18 protein-coding genes and 1 riboswitch are annotated in these 18,925 nt (G+C 49.3%); of the genes, 14 read left to right on the top strand and 4 right to left on the bottom strand.

Annotated elements, in window-relative coordinates:
- The first annotated feature begins 3 nt into the window (after positions 1 to 3).
- Together QVE09_RS20060 and QVE09_RS20055 are read left to right on the top strand one after the other, a co-directional pair.
- Positions 4 to 870, top strand: coding sequence for an ABC transporter ATP-binding protein (locus tag QVE09_RS20060; RefSeq protein ID WP_315938215.1), 867 nt, complete (start codon positions 4 to 6; stop codon positions 868 to 870).
- Entirely contained in the window at positions 863 to 1,489 is a 627-nt protein-coding gene (locus QVE09_RS20055) for an ABC-2 transporter permease (protein ID WP_315938214.1), read from the top strand. The genes QVE09_RS20060 and QVE09_RS20055 overlap by 8 nt, the downstream gene beginning before the upstream one ends.
- A 134-nt stretch (positions 1,490 to 1,623) precedes the next feature.
- Here QVE09_RS20055 and QVE09_RS20050 read toward each other — a convergent pair whose 3' ends face one another.
- Complete coding sequence (locus tag QVE09_RS20050) at positions 1,624 to 3,045, bottom strand: aminotransferase-like domain-containing protein (protein WP_315938213.1); 1,422 nt, start codon at positions 3,043 to 3,045, stop codon at positions 1,624 to 1,626.
- Positions 3,046 to 3,165: 120 nt separating this feature from the next.
- On the opposite strand from QVE09_RS20050, the gene QVE09_RS20045 reads away from it, so the two are divergent.
- Entirely contained in the window at positions 3,166 to 4,104 is a 939-nt protein-coding gene (locus tag QVE09_RS20045; RefSeq protein WP_315938212.1) for a DMT family transporter, read from the top strand.
- A gap of 64 nt (positions 4,105 to 4,168) precedes the next feature.
- Here the strand turns inward: QVE09_RS20045 and QVE09_RS20040 are convergent, their stop codons facing one another.
- The gene (locus tag QVE09_RS20040; protein WP_315938211.1) at positions 4,169 to 4,738 is read right to left on the bottom strand and encodes a TetR/AcrR family transcriptional regulator; all 570 of its coding nucleotides are present in this window, start codon (positions 4,736 to 4,738) and stop codon (positions 4,169 to 4,171) included.
- A gap of 156 nt (positions 4,739 to 4,894) precedes the next feature.
- Here QVE09_RS20040 and QVE09_RS20035 point away from each other — a divergent pair, with 156 nt between their 5' ends.
- Positions 4,895 to 6,421 carry an NAD(P)/FAD-dependent oxidoreductase gene (locus QVE09_RS20035; protein ID WP_315938210.1) on the top strand — a complete coding sequence of 509 codons (1,527 nt, stop codon included), beginning with the start codon at positions 4,895 to 4,897 and terminating at the stop codon, positions 6,419 to 6,421.
- A 328-nt stretch (positions 6,422 to 6,749) separates the two neighbouring features.
- Here the strand turns inward: QVE09_RS20035 and QVE09_RS20030 are convergent, their stop codons facing one another.
- Both QVE09_RS20030 and lplA read right to left on the bottom strand, forming a co-directional pair.
- Complete coding sequence (locus QVE09_RS20030) at positions 6,750 to 7,553, bottom strand: Cof-type HAD-IIB family hydrolase (protein WP_062833159.1); 804 nt, start codon at positions 7,551 to 7,553, stop codon at positions 6,750 to 6,752.
- Between the two features lie 277 nt (positions 7,554 to 7,830).
- Positions 7,831 to 8,835 (bottom strand): lipoate--protein ligase, encoded by a 1,005-nt coding sequence (lplA, locus tag QVE09_RS20025; RefSeq protein ID WP_133386795.1) that lies wholly within the window; start codon positions 8,833 to 8,835, stop codon positions 7,831 to 7,833.
- Between the two features lie 189 nt (positions 8,836 to 9,024).
- Here lplA and cobD point away from each other — a divergent pair, with 189 nt between their 5' ends.
- From cobD to cobS, 10 genes are all read left to right on the top strand, one after another.
- Positions 9,025 to 10,215 carry a threonine-phosphate decarboxylase CobD gene (gene cobD / locus QVE09_RS20020; protein ID WP_315938209.1) on the top strand — a complete coding sequence of 397 codons (1,191 nt, stop codon included), beginning with the start codon at positions 9,025 to 9,027 and terminating at the stop codon, positions 10,213 to 10,215.
- Positions 10,212 to 11,042, top strand: a complete 831-nt coding sequence (locus tag QVE09_RS20015) for an adenosylcobinamide amidohydrolase (RefSeq protein WP_315938208.1) — start codon at positions 10,212 to 10,214, stop codon at positions 11,040 to 11,042. Before cobD ends, QVE09_RS20015 begins: the two co-directional genes overlap by 4 nt.
- A gap of 44 nt (positions 11,043 to 11,086) precedes the next feature.
- A complete protein-coding gene (cbiB, locus tag QVE09_RS20010) occupies positions 11,087 to 12,067 on the top strand; it encodes an adenosylcobinamide-phosphate synthase CbiB (protein ID WP_315938388.1) in 981 nt (326 codons plus the stop codon).
- Positions 12,058 to 12,753: a histidine phosphatase family protein gene (locus QVE09_RS20005; RefSeq protein WP_315938207.1), complete on the top strand. Its 696-nt coding sequence runs from the start codon at positions 12,058 to 12,060 to the stop codon at positions 12,751 to 12,753. The genes cbiB and QVE09_RS20005 overlap by 10 nt, the downstream gene beginning before the upstream one ends.
- 169 nt (positions 12,754 to 12,922) lie before the next feature.
- A riboswitch (cobalamin riboswitch) is annotated at positions 12,923 to 13,053 on the top strand.
- A 410-nt stretch (positions 13,054 to 13,463) separates the two neighbouring features.
- Complete coding sequence (locus QVE09_RS20000; RefSeq protein ID WP_315938206.1) at positions 13,464 to 14,456, top strand: ABC transporter substrate-binding protein; 993 nt, start codon at positions 13,464 to 13,466, stop codon at positions 14,454 to 14,456.
- Positions 14,453 to 15,499: a FecCD family ABC transporter permease gene (locus QVE09_RS19995; RefSeq protein WP_074094020.1), complete on the top strand. Its 1,047-nt coding sequence runs from the start codon at positions 14,453 to 14,455 to the stop codon at positions 15,497 to 15,499. The genes QVE09_RS20000 and QVE09_RS19995 overlap by 4 nt, the downstream gene beginning before the upstream one ends.
- Entirely contained in the window at positions 15,496 to 16,308 is an 813-nt protein-coding gene (locus QVE09_RS19990; protein WP_315938205.1) for an ABC transporter ATP-binding protein, read from the top strand. The genes QVE09_RS19995 and QVE09_RS19990 overlap by 4 nt, the downstream gene beginning before the upstream one ends.
- 45 nt (positions 16,309 to 16,353) lie before the next feature.
- Positions 16,354 to 17,475: a nicotinate-nucleotide--dimethylbenzimidazole phosphoribosyltransferase gene (gene cobT / locus QVE09_RS19985; RefSeq protein WP_315938204.1), complete on the top strand. Its 1,122-nt coding sequence runs from the start codon at positions 16,354 to 16,356 to the stop codon at positions 17,473 to 17,475.
- Positions 17,472 to 18,032, top strand: a complete 561-nt coding sequence (cobU, locus tag QVE09_RS19980) for a bifunctional adenosylcobinamide kinase/adenosylcobinamide-phosphate guanylyltransferase (RefSeq protein WP_211084100.1) — start codon at positions 17,472 to 17,474, stop codon at positions 18,030 to 18,032. Before cobT ends, cobU begins: the two co-directional genes overlap by 4 nt.
- Complete coding sequence (gene cobS / locus QVE09_RS19975) at positions 18,029 to 18,919, top strand: adenosylcobinamide-GDP ribazoletransferase (protein WP_315938203.1); 891 nt, start codon at positions 18,029 to 18,031, stop codon at positions 18,917 to 18,919. The genes cobU and cobS overlap by 4 nt, the downstream gene beginning before the upstream one ends.
- The last annotated feature ends 6 nt before the right edge of the window (positions 18,920 to 18,925 follow it).

The raw sequence follows: 18,925 nt of genomic DNA, 5'->3' as shown, positions 1-18,925 counted from the left end.
ATAATGAACGCTATCGAATTACGTAATGTAACCAAAACGTATCCCTTATTTAAAGTAGATAATGTATCTCTTGATGTGAAAAAAGGATATATCACGGGACTTATTGGTCCGAATGGGGCGGGAAAGAGTATTTTGATCAAAATGATCACGGGTCTGATCCATCCTGATAAGGGGAGCCTCAAGACATTGGGCAGCCAGATGCCCAATCAGGAAGTTGACATCAAGCAACGCCTTGGCATTGTGTCCGATGAATGCTTTTATTATGAGCATCTGACGATCCGAGAGATGACACGAATGATTGCTCCTTTTTACACCAAGTGGGACAATAAAGCGTTCAATGCTTACTTGGATCAGTTCGAACTATCTCCCAAAAAGAAGATCCAGGATCTGTCCAAAGGCATGAAGATAAAATTTTCTCTCGCCGTAGCCTTGTCGCATGAAGCGGATCTGCTGATTATGGATGAACCAACATCTGGGCTTGATCCTGTATTTAGGAGGGAACTGCTCGATCTGCTTGCGGATATGATACAGGACGAAACAAGGTCCATTATTTTCTCGACGCATATTACGACCGATCTGGAACGTATTGCAGACTACATTACGTTTATTCATCAAGGAAAACTGGTGTTTAATGAAGCCAAAGATGATGTGCTGGAAAGGTATACGATTGTAAAAGGGGATATGGATCTGCTTGATTCCGACATTCGGAAACATTTCATCGGAATACGCGAGACAGCCGTTGGCTTTGAAGCATTGTCGGATCGTAAGGCAGAGGCCGAACAGTTATTTGGCAGGCTTGCTCTTTTACAAAGACCTACGTTGGAAGACCTCATTTATTTTACGGCGAAGGGAGGACGCAAATATGCTTAACTTGCTTCGTAAAGATTTCATTGTACTGAAAAGTTCACTGTGGACGATTGGGTTATACCTGGTAGTATTCAGTCTCGCTTTTATACCAAAGAGTGAAATGTCAATGTATTTTGTAGGCATCTATACAGCCTTTGGTTCGGTCATGCTGGCGACCATGATTGATATCAAGAACCATAATCATAATTTTCTGGTCACACTCCCCGTTAGCCGCAAACAGATTGTGAAAGCCAAGTACCTCTCAGCCATAGTCTATACGTTATTCGGGGTGCTTGCATCGTACGGAATCCACCAGCTTGTGAACCTGAATTATCCTGAACTGAACAAGCCGAATTATTCACTTAGGGATATATTCATTTCCGTAGGCATGGTGCTTGCGTTAGTTTCCATATACATGCCTCTTTTCTACGGACTCAGCAAAAAAGGTGCTGGTATCATCAATGCGATATTTATGCTCTGCATGATTATATTGGCGCAACCCGTTGCTTACCTTATAAGTATGACCAACGAGAACGGTATGATTACCTCAACGACAATGGCATTGGTTTCCGTAGGCATTATAGTTTTGTTTTTGGTGTCCTATCTCATTACCATTCGCTTGTTTGCAAGAAAAGACCTTTAAGCACAGAGCGGGGTGCAGGTAGAGAATATAAAAAGTAAAGTCGCCATTAGGCGACTTTTTTTGATATGGCGAGACGAGTGGCGAATTACACTTGAAAGTTTTCGGAGTGGCTTCTGTTCTGGGAAATCCATACCTTACATTTCTTTGGCCAGCGTAATAAGCCTGCTCATGCCTTCCCGAATCTGCTGCTCATGTGCATAAGAGAAGGACAGGCGCAGCTTGCGACTGGCTGAATTATCTGAAGAATCAAATACGGTTCCGGGTACAAAGGCAACGGATTGTTCCATACATCGGTGAAGCAGTCTTCCGGTATCCACGTCCTTCGGAATCTCCACCCAAAAGTTGAGTCCGCCCTCCGGCCGGGTCCACGTCCAGTCCGTTTCCAGCAGACACTGTTCCATTACTTCCATCCGTAGCTGAATGGCGGTCCTCAGCTTGGATAGATGCTGATGCATGCGTTCTGACTGAAAATAACGGAGAAAAAGCTTCTGGTTCAGAAGGGGTGATCCGTTATCTGTCAGTGATTTTACAGCCTGTAGTCCTGGCATGAATCGTTGACGGCATATGATGGCTGCAATCCGTAGCCCTGGTGCAACATACTTGCTGTAACTACGGATGTACAGGGTGTGTCCAGTGGTGTCGTAGGTGAAAATGGGTGCAGGAGGTTTCTCCTTAAAATAAATATCATAGGTGCTATCGTCTTCGAGCAGAAAACAACCATACTGTTCTGCAAGTTCAGGTAACTGTTTGCGCTGTTCTACTGGAACATTAATGCCGGTTGGGTTCTGAAAGGTCGGTGTCATATAAAAGAGGCGTGGCTTCTCACTCTTCATCAGATGTTCAATCTGCTCCAGATCATACCCGTCCGAGTGAATATCCGTAAAGATCAGACGAGCACCTTGTTTACGGAAAATCTCCATTGCTGGTCCATACGTAGGCCGTTCCATCAACACCCGATCCCCGGGTTTGACCAGCGTCCGCGAGATGACGTCAATCGCTTGCTGGGCCCCCGAAGTAATGAGCACTTCGTCTGCTGAGAGATAGAAGCGTTCTTTTTTCGTCAGATGGCTTGCCAGCGCACTTCGCAATTCCAGATCACCCTGAATTGTGGAATACGTTCCGAGCAAACGGGGATATTGATCTAGCAGATCACGCATTAGTTCACCCCAATAACGGTTAGGCAACAGAGAGGGATCGATTAACGATTTGGAAAACTGGTATTCTGCTTCTAGAGATTGTACCCGCGCTAGTGAATCCCAATGCAGCCAAGCAGACACAGCGGGATCATCCGCCTGATCTGTTACAGAGAAAGGGGTAGCCGGACTGACATAATAGCCGGACTTGTCCTTCACATAAACATTCCCACGTTCTTTTAACTCCTGATAGGCTTTGAAAACGGTCAGACGATGTACGCCGAGTAGCTCGGACAGGCTTCGTACAGATGGCAGTTTTTCATGTTCTGCCCACTCTCCTGCTTCTATACGTACAATGAGATAATGGATGACTTGCTCATATAATTTCAGGCTGTTATCTGTCATCATCATAGTTCTGCCCACCCGGCTCACACTCCTTTTGAACTCTATTGTAACAGCTAATGGGAGAAAACTGTTCTGTTTTGTTCATTCTGTTCTGTAGACCATGAGATATGATGGAGAACAGATAAAGGAGTGGTTATCATGGTGGGGATTGCATTTACGGTTATGTGTCTTATTTTCGGTACAACATTTCTGGCTATTAAAATTGGAGTTGAAGCAGGCATGCCGCCTTTTCTGTCAGCCGGATTGCGATTTGTAATCGCGGGAGCGCTGATGTTTACATGGATGTGGATGAAGGGCAAAGTGAGCTTGTCGCTCTTGTTCCGCAAGGAGATGCTGTTGACGGGAGCGGGTCTGACCTTCGGCACCTTTGCCACATTATATTGGGCTGAACAACATGTGAGCTCGGGTGTGGGTGCCATTTTGTCAGCGACAGGGCCGCTGATGATTATGTTGATGCAGACGGCGCTGTTACGGCAAAAAACATCTGCCCGTATGATTACAGGCTGCCTGATCGGGTTCACCGGTGTGGTTCTGGTTGTACTGCCAGGTGTATCGCTTGGTGCGGGTTCCCTGTTCATGTGGGGCTGTATTGCGGTACTGGTGGGGGAAGTCTGTTATTCGGCAGGGACGTTGTACTCCAAAAAGGTCATTCATCAGTTCAAGGAGGCTAGTCCTGTAGCGATCAATGCGGTGCAGATGATGTATGGGGGATTGCTGTTATCCCTGCTCTCGGCCGGAACGGAATCGTGGAATGTGTCTGCTCTGGACTGGGTGCCTGCCGTCTCGTCGGTGATCTATCTGACTGTCATTGGCTCCATGGTGGGGCATAGTCTGTTCTATTGGATTATGTCGCGTACTAATCCGTTATTCCCGGCAACCTGGTTATACATTTCACCACCCATTGCTGTAGGTCTTGGTGCTGTTGTCTATGGTGAGCATGTCAGCTGGGTTACATGGATCGGTGTGGTGCTGGTCGTTTCAGGTCTGCTGGCGATGAATGAGAAGGTGAGCAACTGGTTGAAGAAAGGAAAGCGTGCGAGGGTGACAGTGCAGGCTTCCGAATCGGTTTTAAAATAGGTAAAGTTTGAAGGTATGCAGCTCAAGCTATAAATCAGCCCTTGATTTTAGGTTGAGCTGTTTGTTATTCCAACATGATGTTCTCGTTAACCAGTAGGTAGTAATATTCATCCATCTGTTCTGCCGTAACATTTTCTTCGAAATGTTGTATCCACCACGTCACAAGTAAACGAATCACCCCCGAGTGAAACTCGGCTACCAGTTCTATGGGAAGTGAAAATTGTTTACCTCTTCTCTTCAATTCCAGAAAATCTCGTCTGAATATCTCTCCGATATAATGTATGAAAAAGTTGTTAAACCCCTCATCCTTCTGTTGGTTCTGCACGATGGTCTCCAGTACATTTCCAAACAGAATTTTAGATACGCTTTGCAAAGGCTGCTGTAGCCGCTCTTCTACATTCATTTGTAAATAATCCCGCAGGACCCAAGTTAGGGTGGAGGACAGTAGAGCAAATTTATCCTTGAAATGTTTGTAAAACGTTGTTCGGTGAACCATAGCTTTGTCACATAATTCATTAATTGTGATGTTGCTGAATAGCTGACCTTTCTCACACAACAGATCGAGAAGCGCCATCGTTAACAATTTATGAGTTCGGGTAACTCTCAAATCCACCTTTTTACCAACCATTTTCATCTACATCATTTCCTTATTGTAGTTTAGCTATATAGTATCCTGATATTGATCCTTACTTGATATGAGATTCCAAGTGTATATTGGTATTATAAGTAATTTTTTGATAGTGCTACAAGTGTAGATAAAATATGATGGATTAGAGAGGATGAAGCGGCGATGCCCGACATGAAAAAAGCTGTGGTAATTGGGGCAGGTATTGCAGGATTAATCACTGCACGGATGTTATCTGATTATTATGATGAGGTATGTATCATTGAGCGAGATGAATTGCCTTCTGAGCCGGCGAATCGGCAGGGTGTGCCTCAATCCTTTCATCCACATCGTGTATTACCGCGCGGCGGACTCATTCTGGAACAGTACTTTCCCGGATACAATGACGAATTGGTCGCGCTTGGTGCCATTCCTTCACATGAAGAGAAGTTTATGATTGCCAATCGCTACGGTACATTAGTCAATAAGGCGAATGCTGATTCCTCATTTAAAATTGCATCGAGCAGCAGAGCCCTGCTGGAATGGGTACTGCGTCAGCGAGTCCAGAACATAGATCATATAAGTTTCTTAACGAGTACGGAAGTTACCGGGTTAATGGCATCAGAAGATCAGCGTTCCATTACAGGTGTGTATACCAAAGAAAGAGGCCGGGATAACCGGGAAGAAATGCTTGCGGCAGATATGGTTATTGATGCTGCGGGACGTTCTTCCAAATTGATCAGATGGCTCGATAAGATCGGGTTGTCCGTGCCTGAGCCGGAAGTGCTGAAGGTGTCTCTTGGTTACAGCACCCGCTATTATAAGATACCGTCCTCTATTCAAAATGACTGGGGAACGGTGATAACAGAGTCCGATCCTGTGCAAGGAATTCGTGCAGGCATGTTGTGGCGCATTGAAAATGATATCGCTGGACTATTACTGTTCAACGCAGGAGGAGATGAATATCCTTCAACCCATCCGGATGAGTTCCAAGAGCAAATCAAACATCTGTATGCTTCGGATGAAATCGTAGCGTTGGCAGACCAGCTGGAGCCTTTTCAAGGGCCGCGGGGATACCGTATTTCCGAGTCGGTCCGTCAACATTTTGAACTGATGGAGAATTGGCCCTCCGGATTACTCGTCCTTGGCGATGCATTTTGCAGCTTCGATCCGATCCATGGCCAAGGCATGACGGTCGCTGCAATTGAAGCCGAGACCATAGGAAAATGTTTGGATGAGCAGCGAATGCATCCTGAGCCGCAGTTTGAGCGCCAAGTGTTGCTTCGTATGCAGCAGGCGATTGAACCGGCCTGGTGGCTTAGTTCTGTGGCCGATCTGCGTTGGAAAGGGGTAGAACATGTTGGGCCTTCCCGAATGAAAGGGGTTGCGTTTGCTCAGAAGTATATAAACTTGTTTACTAAGCAGGCAATGAAAAAGGCGAGTCAGGAAAATAATAAACATCTCTTTTTTACCCAGTTCCTAATGAATGCTCTAATCCTTCCTCCAAGTGAATACTTTAAAGGTGAAATCCTGAACATGATCCTGAACGACAATGGTTCCGAAGAAGAAATGGAGTTAAGAGCAGAGCTTGGTGTCCAAGATCCGGAGCTATTCCAGCAAAGAATAGATGAGATCATTCCGTCATTTCAACTGGAATTTGATGGGCAAATCAAGAAACTGCTGGAGTCTTTTCAGCATGCCATGAGCAAGTAAAACAATGAATCGTGGTGCGTGAAAGTAGGCAAAACATGAAACGCATAATTTTAAATTTCATAGCTAGCATTATAATCTCAATCATTGTATTTTTTATTGTTTTGTTTTTTGTCGATGTCCCAGATACAAATCGTGTCATCTTATCTATGGCGATTACGATTTCACTACAATTATCCTTAATCACGGCATTATTACTTTCAAAACATAAAAAATAACAGAGAAATATACCTACTATAATCATTCATACAGAAAAATGAAAATGTCTTTAAAATCAAAAAAACAGCCCTGTACAGCGAAATTCGCCGACCGGGCTGTTTGTTGACCTTATTTACTCTGCGTTCAGCACAAACTTCTCGATAACCTCTTTTACGCCGTCTTCGTTATTACTTGCCGTAATGTAGTCCGCCAGCTCTTTCAGCGCAGGGATAGCATTCCCCATCGCTACACCAAGACCAGCAACTTCGAGCATCTCATGGTCGTTCCAGGAGTCGCCGATGGCAATACACTCGCTGAGCTGGTGACCGAAATGGTCAGCCAGGAAGGTCAGGGCGTGGCCTTTAGTTCCTTCATTGTGCATGATCTCCAGGAAGTAAGGTTTGGACTTCGTGATATGGACTTGAGGTCCGAGCAATTCACGCAGGTCAACGGCAACCTTATCCAAGTAGTCTGGCTCATCGATAATAAGCAACTTCGGAGTTTTTTGTTCGATGACTTTGATGAAATCAGATTCGATATAATATTGGGTACCGTTTAATTTGGCATAATCACGCAACTTGTCGTTTTCCTCACGGGCATACAACTTGTCGTCAATGTATGTTTGAAGGTGGAGATTGTTTTCAAGGCAGTAATCATACAGTTTACGGGAAGCTTCCTGTGGGACGTAACGCTCATAAAGTACTTTTTCGTCCAGCAGGTTTTTCACCAATGCGCCCTGATACGTAATGATGGGCACGTTAAGTCCGGTTTGACGAGCAAGCGCTTGTGCGGAAGCATAAGCACGTCCAGTCGCCAGCGTTACAGTTACCCCATGGGCAACCGCTTGTTCCAGTGCAGTCTGTGTAGCAGGGGTTACTTCCTTGTTGTCGTTGATCAGTGTGTCATCAATGTCGATTGCGATTAATTTGTAGGTCATCTGTATTTCTCTCCTTTTTTATCTGTATCTATATTAACGAACGAAAAATAAGTTTTACACGAGGCCACTCCGAATACAGATTCATCTTTCGATCGCTGTTATCCCCGGATTTTTGATTCCATTCCCCAAGGGGAAATCCGTTGATAAGCGTATGCTTCCGATGTAGCTTTTTTTCAAAAAGCTTTAAGCGAACGCTTCGCTTCTCCCGATAAATTCTGTCTTCTCCGTTAACGTGTAATCTTAGACTTCGTTCTAAAACTATACTTACATCTAAATTTTATTCTTCTAGAAAAACAAGGCCGATAAAGTCTTCCAGCTCAAGGTTGCCGAAATAGTGTTTTACATCCAGACCTTCCAGAGCTGTACGTACCTCGGATTCCTCATAACGCTTGCCGCGCAGCATATTTTCGATATCCGCCACATCACCTACACCGAAGAAGTCGCCAAAGATTTTGATATCTTCGATGCGTCCATCCTTGATGTTCATGCGCAGATCGATGATGCCAACAGGGAATTTGCGAGTGTGCTTCACATTGCTTTCCGGAGACAAGCCATAGTTCCAGTCCCAGTTGTTATAACGCTCAGCGGAGATTTCTTTGATTTTGTCCCAGTCTTTGTCAGTGAGCGTGTACTGTGGAACGTCCTTAGGCTCCATCCGGAAAATGTGACGTAACAGCTCATCGCGAAACTGCTCAATCGTCAGGTTGGTGTCAATCAGATCTCGTATGTTGGCGACCCGGCTGCGCACGGACTTGGTGCTCTTGGATTTGAACTTCTCGGGATTGACGTTCAGGGAAGCCTGAACATGCTCCAAATTCAGATCAAACATCAATGTGCCATGACTGAACATGCGCCCACGTGTGGAAAACTGGGCGTTGCCCGAAATTTTCTTTTCGCCGACTTGCAGATCATTACGCCCGGTCAACTCGGCATTTACACCAAGCTCGTGCAAAGCTTCAACCACAGGCTGGGTAAACTTGCGGAAATTATGGAAGGATTGACCGTCATCCGCTGTAATAAAACTGAAATTCAGATTGCCCAGATCGTGATATACCGCTCCGCCTCCCGAAAGGCGACGAACCACCTGCACACCGTTATCCTGAACGTACTCGATATTAATTTCCTCAATCGTATTTTGATGTTTACCGATGATAATCGACGGACGGTTGATGTAGAACAGCAGATAGCTGTCATCCTCCATCGGTAGATGCTTCAGAATGTACTCCTCAATGGCAAGGTTTACAGAAGGATCTGTAATGCCCTGATTGTCAACAAACAGCATGGTCATTCCTCCATTAATGTATGTGAGGGATTGCTAGTCCCTTATGTAGTGAACCTTGGATATCAAAAGGAACCGAAATTCCTCTTCTATTGTAAACGAATTATGGTTGGGACACAAAGAAAACAGGATTGACCCACACCTCCCGTGCCATCCATAATAAAAAGGACATACAGAAAGGATGACGGAAGAATGACCGGTTATATCGAAGTGTTCGGACATGGCGGGGATGTGGAGACGGCTGCGTCACGATTTGGGAGGGATGCCGCTGATTTTCTGGATTTCAGTGCCAACATTAATCCGCTTGGTCCGCCCAGAGGGGTGCTGGAAGCTATACAGCAAGGATTACAGTCGGTGATTCGGTATCCCGATCCGGGGCATCGGGGATTCAAAGCACTGCTGAGCGAGCGTCTCGGTGTGATGCAGGAGCAGATTTCCGTGGGCAACGGTGCAGCCGAAAGTATGGCGCTCATTCTGCTGGGGCTTGCCCCGCGCAAGGTTGGTACGGTGGAACCGGGATTCTCGGAGTACCGGGCGTTGGCACGACAATTCGGGGCTGAGGTTATACATACGGAGGGCAGAGAAGAGTTGGCATGGCGAGCGGAACCCGAGGACATCGAGCAGCTTATGGAAAAGGTAGATCTATTCTTCCTCGGCCAACCCAACAATCCAAACGGTGTACAATATCCGCTTGAGGTACTGCAAAGGCTTGCCCGCAAAGCGGAAGAAACGGGAACCGTACTTGTCATTGACGAGGCCTTTATGGATTTTATTCCGGTAGCCCGGCGCCAGTCTCTGGCATCACATCTGAATGACTATTCTAATGTGATCATCATTCGCTCGATGACGAAGTTTTACGCCATTCCGGGCTTGCGTCTCGGATATGCTTTGGGCCGTGCGGAATACATTCAGGCGATGACGAAGAAACAGGTGACCTGGAGTGTCAACGGTCTGGCGCTTATGGCAGGTGAAGCCTGTCTGCGCAGCGGAGAACGGTACGAACAGGAGACCATATCACAGATCGCGCGGGAACGGGGGCGTCTAATGGAAGGACTAAAGGCGTACGGATGTGCGGTGACACCGGGAGAGGCGAATTTTATTTTGGTACGTGTGCCGGCCCCTTGGACAGCAGCATCAATGCAGGAGGCACTGGGCCGAAGGGGTATTCTGATTCGCAGCTGTGCCATGTATCCGGGGCTTGACGAATGGCATGTACGTTTCGCGGTCAAGGATGCAGACGCCAATGCTACATTACTCGAAGTGCTGGGCAGCGTGCTCGAAAGCAAGGGATATCCAAATGTCGATCAGTCCTCCATTCATGAATCAAGTCAGCAGGAGCAGACGAAAGATTCGGAACAGGCACAGGGAGGGAGGCGGTCGTGACACTCCCGTTTTATAACTACTTTGCGAATGGTGAAACAGGCGAGAATGAATATGCTTCCTCTTCCTGGCCCGGACTGAACATATCCGCACATGAACGACATATCAAAGCTCAGAGCCCAAGGGCTGCCCAAGCGTTGTCGAGTGCGGTATATGGCGGTGGGATGATAGAACTGGATCGAATATTTAACATCTATGTGGACAGGCATTACCGCTGTGATGATCCGCCGCGTGATATCGAACAAGCGCTGAATGAATGGCATGAGCCGGGGGATCAATGTGCCGGATTATTGACGGCCGTAAGGCTGGAGCATACCTCCATTCAGGAATATACAAGTGATGAATTTGGTCTTCTATGCTGCACCACTGCGGGTGTATCGAATGCAGCACGCGCGGGGTCGGAGAGAACGGTATTTGATACGGCGGGAAATAAGACGATGTCTTCCGGCAGGGAGCGCTCTGCTCCTTCAGCACGGAATCTAACGATGCCCCCCTATGTCCCGGGTACAATTAACATCATGCTCTGGTTGAATGGGCGCATGACCACCGGGGCGATGGTGAATGCGGTACAGACATTGGTGGAAGCCAAAGCGGCAGCGCTGGCGGATGCGGGTATTCTGGATTCGGAGAACGGGTTGCCCGCCACCGGCACCACAACCGATGCCATTGTGTTGGCGGTACGTCAGGCAGTGGAGGAACCTCATCCGATAATCACTTATGCCGGGACAGCGACTACGGTCGGGGCGGCGATTGGCAGATTGGTATACGACACGGTGACAGAGAGCCTTCGGGCAGGACTGTTATGGAAAGAGGGGATCAGGCACAAATGACTTTTGAGCTGGAACATCTATGGAACTGGCCGTTCTGGACAGGCATGGCAGGAGCCTGGATTATTATACTGGCGTACCTGTTGGACCGATGTATCGGAGATCCACGCTGGATTCCCCACCCGGTGATTGGCATGGGCAAAGGCATCTCGGCGTTGGAGCGTGTCATTCGCTCGCGTGTGCGTACAGATTCGGGTCTGAAGAGAGCAGGGCTGTTGTTCCCGATTGTGATTGCGGGGGGTTCTTTTGCCATCACCTGGGGACTCGTATATGTGCTTTGGTTGATTCATCCTGTCATTGCAGCAGTAGCTGAAGTGGTGCTCATTGCAACGACCATTGCTTCAAAAGGGCTAAAGGATGCAGGCATGGAAGTGTATCGTCATCTGAAGCAGCAGGATTGGCCGGCGGCCAGACGTTCACTGGGCATGATTGTTGGACGTGATACGGCGCATCTGGATGAACCCGAGGTTGTGCGGGGAACGGTAGAGACGGTTGCCGAAAATATCGTGGATGCCATTGTATCGCCGTTATTCTATGCGCTCATTGGAGGCGCTCCGCTTGCCATGGCTTATCGCGCCATCAACACGTTGGATTCCATGGTCGGATATAAAAATGACAAGTATCTGCATCTTGGTTGGGCCTCAGCCCGTCTGGATGATGTGGCGAACTGGATACCTGCCCGGCTGACCGCGATTCTGTTAATTGTGGGTGCCTGGGTCATGAAGCTGGACGCCAATGGAGCAGCACGCATGGTCGCACGGGATGCAAGATTACATCCAAGTCCGAATAGCGGTTTTCCCGAATCAGCGGTGGCTGGAGCACTGGGCATCCGGCTTGGCGGACATAACGTGTATCACGGCGTTGCTTCATTTCGTGCCTACATGGGCGAGGCCACACGGCCAATGGGAGCCGAGGATATTGTGCAAACGTCACGCCTGATGTTCTGGTCGGCAGGGGCTTTTGTGGTACTATGCGTGTTCATAACGCTGGGTGTGTGGCTGGCAGGAGGGACGCTGTTATGGTCATAAATGCAGGAAATGAAGGAAATGCAGGCAATGAAGTACATACGAATCAGCCTGGGCCGCTGAAACGAAACATTCTGTGGGTCCGTCATGGGACAACGTTGTGGAATGTGGAAAAAAAATATCTGGGGCATACCGACATCGGTCTGCTGCCAAATGCCAAAGAAGAACTGGCTCCGCTTCATGAACAATTGAGCGGTGTTTTGTGGAACGAGGTATATTGCAGTGATCTGCTTCGTTGTCGGCAGACGCTGGAACAGATTCTTCCAGATGCCAGCGGACAGGTGAAGTTCGACTCGCGTCTGCGCGAGAATGATTTTGGACATTGGGAAGGGCTGACGTATGATCAGCTCAAGGATAACCCTGTGTACCGAAACTGGATTGATGCGCCGCAGGAGGTCACTCCGCCCGGGGGGGAATCGTGGCAGGAGTTTACCGGACGGTTGGATTCCTTTCTCCAAGAGATGTTGTTGGAGGGTCGTCTTTCAATGTACGTTGATGAGGGGCAAGTGCCAACCATAGTTGTGGTTACGCATGGTGGTGTCATCCGGTATGCCTTGTCCCGTCTGATTGCCGGGCTTGGGTTCTGGGATACTCATGTCGTACCGGGACAGGCGATTCAGGTTCAGCTTGAACAACAGGGGAATCAATGGTTTGGCAGCAGAGTGACTTTTCCACCGATCGGGTTGTAAGGATGTACAATATACCCTATAATCACAACAGAAGTGTGACTTCAGCATGGATACAGGTACGCTTCAGGTTGTGAAGCCTGAACGAGTATGCAGCATGCAGAAATTACACGGCAATGGTTTACCATATCAGCGACCAAGGGTCCCGCGTGTGAAGGCTGTCTTTTCATGGCAAATTTAGTACGAGTCATGAAACACACATGGGTGAAATGGGGAAGCCGGTGCAAATCCGGCACGGTCCCGCCACTGTAAAACAGGATGATTCCTGTAAGTCAGGTTACCTGCCCTGGACGTACAAACCGGTGTTCCTTCGAGGAAAGGACAGCGTTTCGGGCTATTCTATGCGCATGGACAACCCTTGGTTGAACATGTACAGATCGCCATATGCGAGACGTCATCCCTGATCCTTGTCCAAGGATTGGGGATTTTTTATTGTTCATGTAAGATGAACGAGACCAATTTTACACGAGGTCACTACGATTGCAGTACCATCTTCCGATCGCTGTTATCCCCAGATTTTTTGATGCCCTTTTTTGAAAGGGAAAATCCGGTGATAAAGGCGAACACTTCGTTTCTTCAGATCGGTTCTGCACTCTCCGTTAACGTGTAAATGTTGCAGTTCAAACCTTGTACAGGAACACCAAGGCATGGGCAGTAAGAGTTCGAGCACGATGCAAGAAAATAGTACAGATAGAGAAGGGGAGAATAACAGAATGAATTTCAAGAATTGGAAAAGCGTAGCGTCCCTGCTAAGTGCAGCGGCACTTGCACTGGCTTTGGCCGGATGTGGCAATGCAACAACGAACGAGGGCACTTCACAGCAACCGGCACAGGAGCAGTCCCAAGGCCAGGTGCAGACGGACCTCAAAACACAATATCCACTGACAGTTACGGATGCAACGGGTGAATCATTCACCTTTGAAAAGGCACCTGCCAAAATCGTATCCGTGTCTCCGGCTGAGACAGAATCCCTGTTTGCCCTTGGATTGGACGATCAGATCGTTGGTGTATCCGACTATGACGATTATCCGGAAGCAGCAACAACCAAAGCTAAAATGGGCGGTATCACCAAGCCCAATGAAGAGTCCATCATTGCCGCTGAAGCCGATATTGTATTCACAGGTATCTCCATGAGCGAAGATGCAGTGAAGAAACTGCGCGAACTGGGTATTACCATTTTCAAAACGGACCCTAAATCCATCGACGATGTGATGAATAATATCGAAACCTTCGGTAAAATCACCGATCATCAAGAAAAAGCACAAGAAATCATCACTCAGATGAAACAGGACGTGACGGATGTAACCGAAGCGGTGAAGGCAGTTAAACCGGAAGAGAAGAAAAAAGTATACGTTGAATTCTCCCCAGGTTGGTCGGTAGGTAAAGGTGAGTTCATGGACGAACTGATCACCGTAGCCGGAGGAACCAATATTGCTTCGGACAAAGAAGGCTGGTACCAGATCAATGAAGAAAATGTGATCGCCTCCAACCCGGATGTGATTTTGTATGCTAATGATGTAATTGATGAGAATTCCAAAACACTGGATCAGATCATCAAGGCTCGTAGCGGCTGGGATCAAATTACGGCTGTAAAAAATGACGCGGTTATTGGCCTGGATGCCAACCTGCTGAGCCGTCCGGGTCCACGGGTAACTCAAGGGTTGAAAGAAGTAGCCAAAGCGATCTACCCTGACTTGTTCCAATGAGTAAAAAGCTGATCCTGTTCGGAACGACGGGCATGGTGCTACTAGTGCTCACCGTGCTCATCTGCACGGGCATTGGTTCAGTAGCGTTGCCGATCCGGGATATTGCAGGTATCCTGATTCACAAAATTCCCTGGGTGGGCGACTGGATTACACCGGATTGGAATAAGGCAGCAGAACAGATTATCTGGAAAGTCAGATTCCCACGTGTACTGCTTGCTGTGCTCGTGGGCGCATCGTTGGCGATTGCCGGTGCGGGATTTCAGGGGGTTCTTCGGAACCCGCTGGCAGACCCGTTCACCTTGGGCGTATCATCCGGTGCGTCAGTGGGGGCTGCTTTCCTGATTTTCTTCGGATTGCAGTATGCACTGATCGGGATCTGGACGTTGCCACTGGTGGCGTTTTTGACGGGTGTAATCACATTATGGTTTGTTATGGCACTGGCTCGTGAAGGGCGTAAAATACCAACACACAGCCTCATTCTGGCTGGTGTGGTCATGCAAAGTTTCCTGGGCGCAGTGGTTTCCTTCCTGTCGACCATGTCGAAACAGACGATTAATGAAATTATATACTGGACGATGGGAAGTCTGGCATTACGCGGGTGGTCGTATACGGCCATCCTTTTCCCGTATTTTCTGTTAGGGCTGGTCTTTCTCTGGAGCCGCGCACGCTCGTTGAATGTGCTTGCGCTGGGAGAACGTCAAGCGGCACATATCGGGATCGGAGTGGACAGGCTTAAGCTGTCCGTGCTGGCAGTTGGCACACTGCTGACCGCAGGGGCTGTCTCGGTATCGGGTGTCATCGGATTCGTTGGATTGGTGATCCCGCATATGTTGCGGCTGCTGGTGGGGCCGGATTACCGACTGCTGGTACCTTTGTCTGCCATTGGTGGAGCAATCTTCATGGTGTGGGCCGATACCATCGCAAGGTCGTTGCTGGCGCCAACTGAAATTCCGCTCGGTGTTGTCACCGCCTTTGTTGGTGCGCCGTTCTTTGCTTACCTGCTGCACCGAAACAAAAAGTTGCAGAAGGGGATGATGCCATGAATTCCAGTACCAGTTCCAACTCGACTTCACTTATCTCCATTAAGGGAGCAGGGAAGTTATATGGCAATCATCAGGCACTGCGCAATGTAGACTGGCATGTTGGCGAAGGTGACTGGTGGGGAGTTGTTGGACCAAACGGCAGCGGCAAGTCCACCCTGATCCAGCTTATTGCCGGAACGGAACAGTTAAGCGAAGGTCAGATCCGTATTGATGGTCGAGATATCGGCTCTTATAGCCGTAAGGAACTGTCGCGCATGATCGCTGTATTGCAGCAGGACGGCTTGCCAGCCATCTCCTATCCTGTGCGAGACGTGGTGGAGATGGGGCGATATCCATACCAGAACTGGTTGGGACGGGAAGTGGGCGATGGGGCACTTGTAGTGGACAGGGTGCTCGAAGACCTGGGATTGACAGAGCTGGCGGACAGACCGCTGGATGCACTCAGCGGCGGGCAACGGCAACGGGTCGCACTAGCCAAAGTTATGGCTCAGGAGCCGCGGTTGTTGTTGCTGGACGAGCCAACCACGTTTCTGGATATTAAATATCAATTGCAATTCATGGAATTGTTATCGGCATGGCGACAGAGAAATAACATTACGATTGTGGCTGTGTTGCATGATTTGAATCTGGCCGCGTTATTTTGCGATCACATTCTGGCGCTGCGTGAGGGCATGGCGGTTGGAAAGGGCACGCCTCATACGTTGATCAACGATGAGAATATCCAGGATATATTTCGCGTCAAACCCGCGATTGTCTCTCATCCCGACCATGCCATACCTCAACTGTTGCTGCGGCGGGACATCGATTAAATGAAGCGGGGCAACCCATATTTTGATGAAGGAAGTGCTGGTTGTATGAATAATGAACAGGTGTTGGAGCAATTAACGAAAAAGATTACTGCTCCTGACCAGGAAGTGGCGGCAGAAACCTCTACGTACGTGGATTCGTTGACGAAGCCGCCGGGGAGTCTGGGCAAATTGGAAGACCTGGTGATCCGCCTGGCAGGCATGACGGGCAGTGCACGTCCGCGTTTTGATCACAGGGCGGTCATTGTCATGGCCGCAGATCACGGCGTAGTGGAAGAAGGCATCAGTGCTTTTCCTGCTGAAGTGACCCCGCAGATGGTCCTGAATTTCCTCGCTGGAGGCGCTGCGGTGAATGTACTTGCCCGTCACGCCGGAGCTGATGTGATCTGTGTGGATATCGGGGTGAATGCCGATCTTGAACATCCGGACCTGCTTTCCCGTAAAATTCGCAAAGGTACGGCCAACATGGCCCGAGGTGCAGCGATGACCCGGGATGAGGCAGTTCGGGCTATCCTTGCTGGAGCCGAAGTTGTATCGGCAGAGGTGGCGAAGGGAACACAGCTGTTTGTCACCGGGGAGATGGGAATTGGCAACACCACCGCAAGTGCTGCGGTGATGAGCGCGTTAACCGGAGTTGCACCAGCTGCCGCCGTGGGGCGAGGAACCGGCATTGATGATGCAGGCTTGCAGCGCAAGGCTGCTGTAGTCAGCCGGGCGCTTAGCGTAAACGCACCGAACCCGGAAGATGCATTGGATGTTCTGTGCAAGGTGGGGGGGCTGGAGATTGCCGGACTCACGGGGGTTATCCTCGCAGCTGCTGCTCATCGTTGCCCGGTCGTTGTAGACGGGTTCATCTCTACCGCGGCAGCGCTGGTTGCGAGACAACTTGCACCTCTGAGCACAGCCTATATGATCGCTTCTCATACGTCACACGAAAATGGACATGGAGCACTGCTGCGTGAACTGGACCTGAAATCGATGCTGGATCTGGACATGCGTCTGGGTGAAGGCACAGGCGGCGTGCTTAGTCTTCATCTGATTGACGCAGCATGTCTCATTCTGAACGAGATGGCGACCTTTGCAAGCGCGGGTGTCTCGGACGGGACAAGCCCTGCTTTGGACTCTGCTCCGTCGGGTGATTCATCCGGGCAAAGAGAGGGTTCCCGATGAGCGTACTTGTGACGGGCGGGGCACGTAGTGGCAAAAGCTCCTTTGCTGAGCGTCTATGCATGCAGCGTTCCTCGGAGGCTTGGTATGTGGCGACAGCTCAGGCGTACGATGATGAAATGCGTGAGCGTATCACCATGCATCAGCATCAGCGCGAGGCATCAGGGTATCTGTGGCACACGATGGAAGAGCCGATACATCTGCCTGCTTTGATAAGCCGCATGGGTGAAGGACATACAGGGACTTCTGCACCCACCATTCTGGTGGATTGCCTGACACTGTGGCTGACGAATGTTTTGTTAGCGCATGAGCATGACGAGAAGCAGGTGTTACAGGGACATTTGGACGCGTTGGTTGAAGCGATTCGAACCTATCCCGGTTTGCTAGTTCTGGTTACGAATGAAGTGGGGGACGGGATCGTACCGGAATATGCCCTTGGCAGGAAATATCGGGACTTGGCTGGTGTACTGAATCAGCGCATTGCGGCGATATGCGGTGAAGTGTTTCTGGTGACCGTAGGCATTGCGATTGAACTAAAAAGCAAGGAGTACCGCTTATGAAGGATGGCACGCCTGCTCCTCAGCGTAAACATGCTGCGGCAGCCGCTTTTCAATTTTTGTCCCGTTTCCCTGTCAAAATGCAAATCGATTTTGTCCCGCGGCTGCTGCGGGAAAGTGTAGTCTTTTATCCGCTGGTCGGTGCAGCGATTGGTCTGTGTGTCTGGCTCGCGGGAGCCTTAAGCGGTGCAGTGCTTCCCGCCTTTCCGGCTGCCGTCATGACCTTGACGTTATGGGTATGGCTCACCGGAGGGCTTCATCTTGACGGATGGATGGATACGGCGGATGGCTTGCTCAGTTATCGTACCCGTGAACGGATGCTGGAGATTATGAAGGACAGCCGTGTAGGAGCCATGGGAGTGATCGCTTGCGTTTTGCTTCTGATGATGAAGGCTGCGCTGATCGCCGATTTTATTGCCGGGGGCCACTGGGTGTACGGTGCGCTGCTGATCCTGCCCATGATCTGGAGCCGTTGGTTCATGGTGTATGCAATGTCGGCCTGGCCGAATGCGCGCGGAGATGATGGACTTGCCGTATTGTTCAAAGGTCTAGGTGAGCGGAGGGAGGTCCAGCGTGCACGCAGCTCAGCCGTGGGCCTGACCTTGGTCGCAGGGGCAGTTACGTTTGCCGCGGTGTGGCTTTTCAAGCCGGATATGGGGATTGCAGATGCGATGGTGAGTGGTCTGGGAACACTGCCATGGTGGCTATACCCGGTGACGGCGGTTATTGTACTGCCTGTGGCGTGTTATTATATCGGCCGATTCGTGGCTGCCCGGATCAGTGAACGGCTCGGTGGTTTAACCGGGGATACGTATGGTGCCATGAATGAGCTGCTGGAGGCGGCTTTGTTGACCGTGCTGAGCGTGCTTCAAGGACTGTTCTGGCTTTAACTTTTG

This window comes from Paenibacillus sp. ClWae2A (genome assembly GCF_032452295.1).
GTDB lineage: Bacteria > Bacillota > Bacilli > Paenibacillales > Paenibacillaceae > Paenibacillus.
Note: the sequence above shows the minus strand (reverse complement) of the source record. Positions and strands in the feature narration are given on the sequence as shown.